This window comes from Streptomyces sp. NPDC041713, from assembly GCF_055591085.1.
Genome location: NZ_JBVIZY010000004.1, coordinates 349,133 through 361,338 on the forward strand (window position 1 = coordinate 349,133; position 12,206 = coordinate 361,338).

The 12,206-nt window shown below is 72.0% G+C and carries 1 protein-coding gene; it reads right to left on the reverse strand.

All coding sequences use genetic code 11. From position 1 onward, the window contains the following. Window positions 1–18: 18 nt before the first annotated feature. On the reverse strand, window positions 19–12,204 hold the full coding sequence (locus ACZ6CV_RS14745; protein WP_469251163.1) for an SDR family NAD(P)-dependent oxidoreductase: 12,186 nt from the start codon (window positions 12,202–12,204) through the stop codon (window positions 19–21). Window positions 12,205–12,206 lie beyond the last annotated feature (2 nt).

Consider the following 12,206-nt stretch of genomic DNA (forward strand, 5'->3'; position numbering starts at 1 on the left):
GCGCCGTGCACGGTCGGTTCACACACCCAGTTCTTTGTCGATGAAGTCGAGGACCTGGTCGGTCGTGGCGACCTCCAACTGCTCCTTGGTGGAGCCGGATCCGGGCGTGGCACCGACCGCCTTCCACTTCGTCAGGAGCGCTTCGAGCCGGGCCGTGACGGCGTCGGCGTCCACGTGTTCGGCGAGGGATCCGGTGAGGGCGGTCTCGAGCCGCGCGAGGTCGCGGAGGACCGGGTCGGTGGCCTCCTGCCCGGCGTTGGACCCGACCGTCTCGCCGTCGGGGGCAAGTTGTGCGCCGAGGTGTTCGGCGAGGATGTCGGCGTCCGGGTGGTCGAAGACGAGCCCCGAGGGCAGCCGGAGGCCGGTGGCGGCGGACAGCCTGTTGCGCAGTTCGACGGCGGTGAGGGAGTCGAAGCCGAGCTCCTTGAACGTACTGCCCGTCGCGAGACTGTCGGTGTGCTGCCCGAGAACGGTGGCGGCCTGCTCCCTGATGAGCCGCACGAGCGTGTGGTGCCGGTCGGACGGCGGCAGGGCGGCCAGCCGGCCCGCCAGGTCTGCGGGCTGTCCGCCCGCCGCGGCGGTCGGCCTGCTGCTCGTACCGCCCATGGAAGAGGTGGGGGTGGCCAGGGCGCGCAGGAGCGGGGGGCGGGTGGCCACGGGGTGGGTTGCCAGGGTGCGCAGGTCGAGGTTGAAGCCCACCAGGTGGGGGCGGCCGTGGCGGTATGCGGCGTCCATCAGGGCGAGACCGTGTTCGCGGCTCATGCCCTTGACGCCGATACGGCTCATGCGGGCGACGTCGGTGTGGCTGAGGGTGCCGGTCATTCCCGTGACGGTGGTGCCGGTGCGCGTCGTCGTGGCGGGGCGGGTGGTGTTGGTGTTTGTGGTGGCGGTGCCGGTGTGCGGGGTGCCGGTGTGTGTGGTGCCCGCGCCTGGTGTGGCGGCGCCCGCCGTACCGCCGCCGGATGCCGGACCGTGCGTCGTCCCGTCCGACTGGGCGGGAGCCGTCTCCCACAACCCCCAACCCACCGAGACTCCCGTCAAGCCCTTGGCCTTGCGGTGCTGCATCAGTGCGTCGCAATAGGCGTTCGCCGCCGCGTAGTTGGCCTGCCCCGGGCTGCCGAGAGTGGCGGCCGCGGAGGAGAAGACAGCGAAGAGTCCGAGGCGCATTCCGCGTGTCGCTTCGTGCAGGTGCGCGGCGGCTGAGGCCTTGGCCGCCCATACCCGCGCCAGCCCTTCCCGTGTCTGGGCGGTGACGACCGCATCCTCCAGCACACCGGCCGCATGCACGACACCGGTGAGGGGGTGGGCGGGGTCGGTCTTGCCGACCAGTTCCGCCACCGACTCCGCGTCGCCGACATCCGCGGCGGCGACGGTCACCCCGGCGCCCAACGCACCTATACGAGCAGCCAGTTCACCCGCTCCCGGGGCATCCGGGCCGCGACGACTGGCCAGCAGCAGATGCCGCACGCCCCACTCCCGCACCAGATGCTCGGCCACGATCTGACCCAGCGCACCGGTACCACCGGTCACCAAAACCGTGCCCTCGGGATCGAGGACGGGCGGAACCTCCAACACCAGCTTGCCGGTGTGCTTGGCCTGACTCATGAACCGGAACGCCTCCCGCGCCTCGTCCAGCGGCCAGGAACGTACCGGCAACGGCTTAAGCCGGTCTGAGGTGAACAACTCGACCAGCTGGTCCAGCATCCGCCCGATGAGGTCCGGCCCCGCGTCGCCGACCAAGTCGTACGCGGTGTACGTGACACCCGGGGCCTCAGCCGCCACTTCCTCAGGCGTACGGACATCGGTCTTGCCCATCTCCAGGAACCGCCCGCCGTCGCCGAGCAGCCGCAGGGAGGCGTCGATGAACTCACCCGCGAGGCTGTTGAGTACGACGTCCACGCCGCGCCCACCGGTGGCCCTGCGGATGGTCTCCTCGAAGTCGAGGTCACGGGAAGACGCACGGTGGGCGGCGTCGACACCCATGTCGTCGAGCACGGCGTGTTTGGCGGGGCTCGCGGTCGCGAAGACCTCCGCGCCCAGGTGCCGGGCGATCTGTACGGCCGCCATACCCACGCCCCCGGTACCGGCATGGATCAGCACCCGCTCCCCCGCCCTCAGGCCAGCCAACTCCACCAACCCGTACCAAGCCGTGAGGAAGGCCGCGGGGGCCCCCGCCGCCGCACGCATGTCCCAGCCCCGCGGGACCCGCGTGACCATGCGCGCATCGGCGATGACCACGGGACCGAAGGCGCCCTCGAACACGCCCATGACATGGTCGCCGGCCGAGAGGTGCGTGACCTCTGAACCGACCTCCGTGACGACGCCGGCGCCTTCACCACCCATCGCGCCGTACGCGGGAACCATGCCGAGGGCGACGAGGACGTCGCGGAAGTTGATGCCCGCGGCGTGTACGGAGAGCCGCACCTGCCGGGGACCCAGCGGGCCGAGTACTTCTGGGCAGGCGACCGCCGCGAGCTCGTCCAGGGAACCGTCGTTCACCATCCGCAGACGCCAGGCGGGCTCGCCGGGGGCCGGGACGAGTTCGGTGGAGCGGTGGGCCCGCGTCAGACGGGGGATGCGGATCTGCCCGCCGCGCAGAGCCAGTTGGGGCTCGTCGAGATCTTCCACGGCGTGACGCACTGCGGCTTGCGGCAACTCGGCGAGGTCACCGTCGACGTCCATGAGAACGAAACGGTCCGGGTTCTCCGACTGGGCGCTGCGGACCAGACCCCACACCGCCGCCGCGGACGCGTCCACGTCCATGCCCCCGTCGCTGCCGCCGTCGCCATCACGATTGACGGCAACCGCACCTCGCGTGACCACGAGGAGACGGGACTCGGCGAGCTCCGGCGCGGCGAGAAACTCCTGCACCAGCGCCAGGACCCGTTCCACGACCGGCAGACCGCCGTCACCTTGATTTTCGCCGCTGGGGACCGTGACCGGAGCGAGCACGGCCCACGGGGCCTCGCCGCCCGCCGACACCAGATCAGTCAAAGCGACGCCGTCCGTGAGGCCGACCCAGTCGTCTCCACGTACGGATTCGTGCGTGGATCCGTGCCTGGATCCGCGCACGGACGACGCGTCGGTGCCTGCCGCAGCCGGGAGCGGTGTCCAGTCCACCGTGAAAAGGCCGCGCACGTCGCGCCGTTGGGCGGCTGCCAGCTGTTCCGGTCGTACGGGACGGGTCTGCAGTGCCTCGACGTTCAGGACCGGCCCGCCGGTCACGTCGGTGACGGTGACGTTCAGTCCCTGGTCGACGTTCGCGCCGACGGGACGCAGGCGTACGCGTACGGTCGTGGCGCCTGTCGCGTGCAGCGAGACGCCGGTCCATCCGAACGGTACGTAGACCTGGTCGTCATCGGATTCCTCCTGGAATCGGGCGGCGAGGAGGGGGTGGAGGGTGGCGTCCAGGAGGGCGGGGTGGATGCCGTACCCGTCATGGCTACCGGCGGCCTCGGGCAGCTCCACCTCGGCCAGCAGATCCTCTCCGTCCCGCCACACCGCGCGCAGCCCCTGGAACGCCGGACCGTACGCGTACCCGGACTCCGCCGCCTGCGCGTAGAAGCCCTCGACCTCCATGGGCTCGGCGTCGACGGGGGGCCACACGCCGCCCAACTCTGCTGCTGTGGACGTACTTTCAGGGGTGAGGGTGCCGGTGGCGTGGCACACCCACGCGTCATCACCGTCCACGGCATCCGTATCGGGGCGCGTATAGATCTGCACGCCCCGACGCCCGTCGTCACCGGCCTCCTCCACCACGACCTGCACCCGCAGACCGGACGTCTCAGGCACCACCACCGGCGCCTGCAACATCACCTCATCCACACCAGCACAACCGACCTCGTCACCGGCCCGCAGCGCCCACTCCACCAGCGCCGCACCCGGCACCAGCACCGCCCCGGCCACCGCATGATCGGCCAGCCACGACACACCGGACCGTGACAACCGCCCCGTCAGCAGACACCCGCCCCGCCCGGCGAACTCCACCGCCGCACCCAACAACGGATGCCCCGCAGCCACCAGACCCAGCCCCGCCGCATCCCGACCACCACCACCGCCGCGCCCGGACAGCCAGAACCGCTCCCGCTGGAAGGCATACGTCGGCAAATCCACCACCCGCGACGCCCCACCACCCGGCAACACCGCAGACCAGTCGACATCCACGCCAGCAACGTGCAGACGCGCCACCGCCTGCACAAACGCCTCTTCCTCCGGACGTTCGCCCGCGAGGGAGGCGACCAGGACCGACTGAGCGCCGTCCGTTCCATCCAGGGTGTGCTGGGCGGCGGTCGTCAGCACGGGAGCGGGACCCAGCTCCACGAACACGCCTGCCGAACCGGCCAGTTGGGCAATGGCGGGCTGGAACAGCACCGGCTGACGCACATGCCGCGCCCAGTACTCCGGAGCCGTGATCTCCGCACCGGCCCGCTCCCCGGACACATTACTCATCAGCGGAATCGAAGGCTCCCGGAAAACCACATCCCGCAAAGCCTCGGTGAAATCGGTCAGCATCGGATCCATCAATACCGAATGGAAAGCGTGACTGACCGACAACGCCTTCGTCTTACGACCCCGCTCAACCCACAAAGCCGAGACCGCGGCCACTTCCTCAGCAGGCCCCGAAATCACCGTGGAATCCGGCATATTGACCGCCGCAACCCCCACCCCGGAGCCCTCCAGGTCCCCCGCCAATTCCTCAGGGGTAGCCTGCACCGCACACATCGCCCCACCCTCAGGCAACGCACCCATCAACCGCGCCCGAGCCCCCACCACCCGACACGCATCCTCCAGCCCAAAAACACCCGCCACATACGCGGCCGCAATCTCACCGATCGAATGCCCGACCACGACATCCGGTCGCACCCCCACCGACTCCCACAACCGCACCAAACCCACCTGCAACGCAAACAACCCCGCCTGCGCCCACAACGTGTGACCCAACAACTCCCCCGGACCACCGAATACAACGTCCTTCAGCCCATGCCCGGAGGAGCCCAACTCCGCATCCAGCAGCCCGCACACCTCATCAAAGGCATCAGCAAACACCGGGAACCGCTCATACAAGCCAGCCCCCATCCCCACCAACTGACTCCCCTGACCACTGAACAGCCAGACCACACCACCACCGACGCGCTCCCCCGAAACGGGCGGACCGGTAACGGCCGGATGCAGCTCACCCGCCGCCAACGCCTCCAACCCTGCGATCAGCTCGCCCCGGTCCGCACCCGCGACGACCGCACGGTGGTCGTGCAGCGCGCGCGTCGTCAGCAGTGACCAGGCCACATCGGTCAGCGGTGCGCGGGACGCGTCTTCGGCGAAGTCACGCAGCCGGCTCGCCTGAGCACGCAACGCCTCCCGACCACGTGCCGACAACACCCACGGCACCACCGACCCCGCCACCAGCTCCTCCGCCAGCGGCTCCCCCACCGGCTCCTCCGGGACCGCCGGAAACTGCTCCTCCGGCACCTGCTCCAAAATCAGATGCGCATTCGTCCCCGACGCACCGAACGACGACACCCCCGCACGCCGGACACGCCCCACCTCCGGCCACGACACCGACTCCGACGCCAACCGAACCGCACCCGACTCCCAATCCACATGCGGCGACGGACCATCCACATGCAAACTCGCCGGCACCACACCACGACGCAACGCCATCACCATCTTGATGACACCCGCCACACCCGCAGCCGCCTGCGTATGACCAATATTCGACTTCACCGAACCCAGCCACAAAGGCCGACCCACAACCCGACCCTGCCCATACGTCGCCAACAACGCCTGCGCCTCGATCGGATCACCCAACGTCGTCCCCGTACCGTGCCCCTCCACCACATCCACATCAACCGAAGACAAACCACCACTCGCCAACGCCTGACGAATCACCCGCTCCTGCGACGGACCATTCGGCGCCGTCAAACCATTACTCGCACCATCCTGATTCACCGCCGAACCACGCACCACCGCCAACACCCGCCGCCCCGACCGACGCGCATCCGACAAACGCTCCAGCAACACCACACCCACGCCTTCGGAGAATCCGACTCCGTCGGCGGCGGCCGCGTACGCCTTGCAGCGGCCGTCGGGTGAGAGGCCGCGTTGGCGTGAGAATCCCGCGAACATGTCCGGGTCGGCCACGACGGATACACCGCCCGCGAGAGCGAGGTCGCATTCGCCCTGGCGCAGTGCCTGTGCCGCCATATGAATGGAGACCAGCGACGACGAGCACGCCGTGTCCACCGTGACCGCCGGGCCCTCCAGACCGAAGGTGTAGGCGACGCGGCCGGAGACCATGCTTCCGGTGCTCGCCAGGTAGGCGTAGCCCTCCAATTGGGCGTCCGCCTCGGGGAACGACTTGGCGTAGTCGTGGTTCATCAGGCCGACGTAGGTGCCGGTCAGACTGCCCTTGAGCGTCGTCGGATCGATGCCCGCACGCTCGAACACCTCCCACGACGCCTCCAGCATCAGACGCTGCTGCGGATCCATCGCCAGCGCCTCACGCGGATTGATCCCGAAGAACGCCGCGTCGAAATCGCCCGCGTCCGGCAGGAATCCGCCCTGGTCGGTGTAGCTGGTGCCGACGTGCTCGGGGTCGGGGTGGAAGAGGCGTTCCAGGTCCCAGCCGCGGTCGGTGGGGAACGGGCCCATCGCGTCGGTGCCGGAGTCCAGGAGCTCCCACAGGTCCTCGGCGGAGCTGACGCCCCCGGGGAATCGGCAGGTCATGGCGACGACGGCGATCGGGTCGTCGGTATCGGCCGTCGTCGGCCGTGGGCGAGGGGCCACCGGCACCGGGGCGGACGTGGCCGCCGCCGCGCCCGCGAGGCGCTGGGCCAGGTGGGCCGCGAGGGCCTGGGGCGTAGGGTGGTCGAAGACGAGGGTGGCCGGCAGCCGTTCGCCGCAGGCTGCCGAGAGGCGGTTGCGCAGTTCCACCGCTGTCAGCGAGTCGAAGCCGAGGTCCTTGAAGGCGATGTCGACCTTCACCTGGGCCGCCGATCCGTGGCCGAGGACGGCGGCGACGTACTCGCGTACGACATCGGTGAGCAGTTGCGACCGGGCCTCCGCGTCGAGGCCCGCGAGGCGGCCGGCGAGCGCGCCGTCCGCGAGGCCCTCGGACGCCACGCGGCGCCGCGTTCCGGAGGCGGTCAGGGTGCGCAGCAGCGGCGACAGACCGTCGGTCACGGCACGCGGGTCGAGGTCGGCCGCGACCACGTAGGCGCGGTCGTGGGCGCGGGCGGCGTCGAACAGCGCCAGGCCGCCCTCGTCGGTGAGCGCGGCGAACCCGGCGCGCTTCATGCGGGCCAGGTCGGTCTGGCTGAGCTCGCCGGTCATGCCGCTGGTCGCCTGCCACAGGCCCCAGGCGATGGACTGGCCCGCGAGTCCCTGGGCACGGCGGTGCTGGACGAGGGCGTCGCAATAGGCGTTGGCTGCGGCGTAGTTGGCCTGTCCGGGGCTGCCGAGTGAGGCGGCCGCCGACGAGAAGACGGTGAACAGGCCGAGGGGTGTCTCGCGGGTCGCCTCGTGCAGCAGACGTGCTGCGGTGGCCTTCGCGGCCCATACGCCTGCGAGGCTCTCGGGTGTCTGGGCGGTGACCACGGCGTCGTCCAGGACACCCGCGGCATGGATCACACCGGTCAGCGGGTGCGCGGGATCGACGGACGCGACCAGTGCGGCGACCGATTCCGCGTCGGCGACGTTCGCCGTCGCGATGGTCACGGTGGCGCCCAACTCGTTCAGTTCCGCCTTGAGTTCGGGGGCTCCCGGGGCCGCCTCGCCGCGGCGGCTCGCCAGCAGCAGGTGTCGTACGCCCCACTCCCGGACGAGGTGGCCGGCCACCAGTCGGCCCAGGACTCCGGTGCCGCCGGTGACGAGCACCGTGCCCGCCGCCGGATCGACACCCTCGGTACCGGTGGCCTCGGTGACTCCGAGGTCCCCGTCGGCCTCGATGCCCCCCTCGGCCCCGCCGGCCGTCGTCTCGGCGCGGACCAGCCGCGGCACACGTATCTCGCCGTCGTGCAGGGCCAGTTGCGGCTCGTCGTGGTCACGGTGTGCCGCCGCCACGGCCGCCGCGATCGTGTCGTGCGGCCCCAGGTCGACCAGCGTGAAGCGCCCGGGGTTCTCCGACTGGGCGCTGCGCACCAGGCCCCACACGGCCGCGGCCGCCACGTCCACATCACCGGAACCGTCGCCGTCCCCTCCCACGGCCACCGCTCCCCGCGTCACCACCACGAGGCGCGCCTCCGTGAGCGGCGAGGCGAGCCAGGTCTGGACGAGGTCGAGGACGCGCGTGGTGAGGGCCAGGCCGTCGTCGGTCGCGTCCGGCACGGCGGGCGCGGCCACCAGCGACGGCGCGGGGGAACCCGTCTCGACGGAGGCGATGAGCTCGGGGAGGTCCGCGATGTCCTCGCCGAGCGTCACCCAGCCGCTGTCCGCAGCCTCCGGGAGCGGCGCGGGGTCTGTGCCCGAGTCGTGTCCGGGGGCCGTCCAGGTCAGGTCGAACAGCCCGTGCCGGTCGCGCGCCCCCGCCACGGCCAGGCGACCCGTGTCGGTCGGGCGCGGGCGCAGGTCCCGTACGGAGAGGACGGGCGCGCCCACCGCGTCGGCCACGGTGACCCGTAGCCCTTGGTCGACCCGGTCGCCGAGGAGGCTGAGCCGTACCCGGACCGTCGTGGCGCGTACGGCGTGCAGGGCCACGTCGTTCCAGGCGAAGGGCAGCCAGACCTGTCCGGCGTCCGCCGCAGGGAGGAGCAGCGCCGCGGGCTGCAGGACCGCGTCGAAGAGGGCCGGGTGGATGCCGAACCCGTCGGGGTCGCCGGCCTCCTTGGGCAGCGTCACCTCCGCGAGGACGTCCTTGCCGTGGCGCCACAGGGCGCGGACTCCGCGGAACGCGGGGCCGTAGCCGTATCCGGTCTCGCCGGCCCGCGCGTAGAGGTCCTCGGGGTCGGCGGGCTCGGCGCCGGCCGGGGGCCAGGCGCCGTCGAGGGGTTCGGGGGCGGTGTCGAGTGGTGCGGGGGCGAGGACGCCGGTGGCGTGGCAGGTCCAGGGCCGGGACGACGTGAAGGCGTCGTCGTCATCCGGGCGGGAGAACACCTGGACGTCGCGCCGGCCGTCGGTGGCCGCCGCGTCCACCACGACCTGGATCTGCAGCCCTCCGGTGTCGGGCAGCACGAGCGGTGTCTGCAGCGTCAGTTCCTCCAGGGCGGGGCAGCCCGCCTCGTCGGCGGCCCGCAGCACCCACTCCACCTGCGCGGCGCCGGGCACCAGCGCGTGGCCCGCCACGACGTGGTCGTCCAGCCAGGCCGCCGACTGCCGCGCGAGCCGGCCGCTCAACAGGTGTACGTCGCCCCCGGCGAGGCCGACGACGGCGCCGAGGAGCGGGTGCCCCGACGCCGCGAAGCCGAGCTGGGCCGGGTCGCCGGACGTGCCGCCGGTGGGGGCGATCCAGTAGTCCTGGCGCTGGAAGGCGTAGGTGGGGAGGTCGACGGTACGGGGGGTGGGGTCGGCCGGGAACCAGCGGCGCCAGTCGACCGCCGCGCCTGCGGTGAAGGCGAGAGCTGCGGCGCGGGCGAGCTGGACGGCGTCGCCGTGGTCGCGGCGCAGGGTGGGGAGCACCGTGGCGGGCACGTCCGCCCGCTCGATGAGGCTCTCGGTCGCCAGGTTGAGCACGGGGTGCGGGCTGACCTCGATGAAGAGGCGGTAGCCGGCGGAGAGCAGGGCGTCGACGGTGTCGGCGAAACGTACCGTGTGGCGTACGTTCCTGACCCAGTACGCGGTGTCCAGGGTGGTGGTGTCGGGCAGGTGGCCGCCGGTGACCGTGGAGTAGAACGCGGTCTCGGTGGCGGCGGGGTCGATGCCCGCGAGCTTCTCGGTGAGCTCGTCCAGGATGGCGTCGAGCTGCGGTCCGTGGCCGGCGACGTCGGAGGCGACGGTACGGGCGCGCAAGCCGCGCTCCTGGGCGTCGGCGACGACTGCGGCGATGCCTTCGGGCGGGCCCGAAATGACCGTGGACGAGGGGCCGTTGACGGCGGCGACGACCACGCCCGGGTGGCCGTCGACGAGTTCGGCGGCCTGCTCCTGGCTCACGCCCAGGGAGGCCATGCCCCCGCGCCCGGACAGTTTCCTCAGCAGGACACTGCGGACGGCCACGATGCGCGCGGCCTCGTCCAGGCTGATGGCGCCCACGACGCACGCGGCCGCGATCTCGCCCTGCGAGTGGCCGACGACCGCGGCGGGGACGACGCCCTGGTCGGCCCAGACGGCGGCGAGCGCGACCATGACGGCCCACAGCACCGGTTGGACGACGTCGATCCGGGACAGTTCGGAGCCGTCGCCGCGCAGCACGTCGGTCAGTGACCAGTCGACGTACGCGGAGAGTGCCTGCTCGCACTCGGCGATCCGGGCGGCGAACACCGGTGACTCGTCGAGGAGTCGGGCGCCCATGCCGACCCACTGGCCCCCCTGTCCGGGGAAGACCAGGACCGGGCCCGGACCGGTGGCGCCGGCCGCCGCCCCGGACACGACGTCCGGTGCGGCCTGGCCCGCCGCCAGCGACCGCAGGCCGTCGAGGAGCTCCGCGCGGTCCGTGCCGATGACGACGGCCCGGTTCTCGAAGACCGAGCGCGTGGTGGTGAGGGACCAGCCGATCTCCGCGGGCGACCCGGACCGCGCGTCCGCGCCGACGTGCTCGGCCAGCCGGGCCGCCTGGTCCCGCAGGGCGTCCTCGCCGCGCGCGGAGATCACCCACGGCAGCACGGCGCCCGCCCCGAGCTGGGGCCGGGCTTCGAACCCGGGATCGGGCTCGCGCGCGGGCGGGGACGTCTCTTCCTCGGGTGCCTCCTCCAGGATCACATGGGCGTTCGTCCCGGACATGCCGAAGGCGGAGACACCCGCGCGGCGCGGGCGTTCGCCACGGGTCCACGGCACCGGCTCGGTCAGGAGCTTCACGGTCCCCGTCGACCAGTCGACGTGCGGCGTGGGCTCTTCGACGTACAAGGTGGCGGGCAGGAGTTCACGCTGGAGCGCCATCACCATCTTGATGACGCCGGCGACACCGGCGGCGCCCTGCGGGTGGCCGATGTTCGACTTGACGGAGCCGAGCCACAGCGGCCGGTCCGCGTCCCGCTCGCGGCCGTACGTGGCGAGCAGCGCCCCGGCCTCGATGGGGTCGCCGAGCTTGGTGCCGGTCCCGTGCGCCTCGACCGCGTCGACCTCGGCGGCGCCGAGTCCCGCGTTGGCGAGGGCGGCGCGGATGACGCGCTCCTGGGAGGGGCCGTTGGGGGCGGTCAGGCCGTTGCTCGCGCCGTCCTGGTTGACGGCCGAGCCGCGGATCACGGCGAGGACCCGGTGGCCGTTGCGGCGCGCGTCGGAGAGCCGCTCCAGGAGGAGCAGCCCTGCGCCCTCGGCGAAGCCGGTGCCGTCGGCGGAGGCGGCGAACGCCTTGGAGCGGCCGTCGGGGGACAGCGCGCCCTGCCGGGAGAACTCGGTGAACGCGCCGGGCGTCGACATGATGGTCACGCCGCCGGCCATGGCCAGGTCGCACTCGCCCTGCCGCAGCGCCTGGGCGGCCAGGTGCATGGCGACCAGCGAGGAGGAGCAGGCGGTGTCGACGCTCACCGACGGGCCTTCGAGGCCGAGGGTGAAGGAGATGCGGCCCGACAGGACGCTGAGCGCGTTGCCCGTCAGAAGGTGGCCCTCCACCGTCCTGTCGGGCTGCGCCCCGCCGAATCCGAGCACTCCGGCTCCGACGTAGACGCCGGTGGGGGTGAGCTTGAGTGCGGCCGGGTCGATGCCGGCCCGTTCGAGCAGCTGCCAGGCCGTCTCCATCAGCACCCGTTGCTGCGGGTCCATGGCCAGCGCCTCGCGCGGGCTGATCCCGAAGAACGCGGCGTCGAAGGCGGGCGCGTCGGCCAGGAACCCGCCGCGGCGCACGTAGCTGGTGCCGGGGTGGTCGGGGTCCGGGTGGTAGAGGCCGTCCAGGTCCCAGCCACGGTCGGCGGGGAAGTCGCCGATGGCGTCGCCGCCTTCGGCGACCAGGTCCCACAGGGCCTCGGGGGTGCGGGTGTCACCGGGGAAGCGGCACGCCATCGACACGATGGCGATCGGCTCCTGGGAACGCTCCTCGACCTCGCGCAGGCGCTGGCGGGCCTGGCCGAGGTCCACTGTGACCCGCTTCAGATACTGACGAAGCTTCTCTTCGGTAGTCGACATCG

Excerpts from the sequence above, each read along its gene's own strand:
- ACZ6CV_RS14745 (WP_469251163.1), bottom strand. The coding sequence starts at position 12,204 with ATGTCGACTACCGAAGAGAAGCTTCGTCAGTATCTGAAGCGGGTCACA.